1 protein-coding gene is annotated in these 538 nt (G+C 74.7%); it reads left to right on the forward strand.

Annotated elements, in window-relative coordinates:
- Positions 1–203: 203 nt before the first annotated feature.
- Positions 204–538, forward strand: a 335-nt coding sequence (locus tag FB586_RS18880; RefSeq protein WP_168800630.1) for a type IV toxin-antitoxin system AbiEi family antitoxin domain-containing protein, incomplete at its 3' end; no start/stop codon positions are given.

Below are 538 nucleotides of genomic sequence, written 5' to 3' on the forward strand. Positions count from 1 at the left end.
AACGCCGAGGTGCGCCGCACCTACGACCGCGCCCAGTTCGAGCGGATCTGGATCGCCGCGTCGGGCGGCACGGCGTACGTCATCCGCAACAGCTGAGCGGGGACCCCCGGCTCGCCCTGGGCGAGCCGGCGTTCCCCGATGTCCTCGTCCACAGGGCGGGGTGGCTCGGTGTGCGGTGCCGTTCCCGCGGGCATCGACCCGCCATGGACCTCTCCCGCGAGCTGCGCTCCCTGCTGGCCGCCCAGGACGGCGTCGTCAACCGACGACAGCTCCGGCAGGCGGGCCTGACGAAGCCACAGGTCGAGACGCTCCTGCGACGGCGGGTCCTCACGTCGGTGCACCCGGGTGTCTACCTCGACCACACCGGTCGACCGAGCCACGCGCAGCGCTGCTGGGCGGCGGTGCTGTACGCCGAGCCGGCCGCCCTCGCCGGCCGTCACGCGCTGCCCGACCCGCCGACGGGACCGGACGAGCCGATCGAGGTGGCGGTCGACTGGTCGCGCCGCGTCCGCACCCGGCAGGGCATCCGCGTGCGTCA

Source organism: Cellulomonas telluris, from assembly GCF_004886325.1.
Classification (GTDB): Bacteria; Actinomycetota; Actinomycetes; order Actinomycetales; family Cellulomonadaceae; genus Cellulomonas; species Cellulomonas telluris.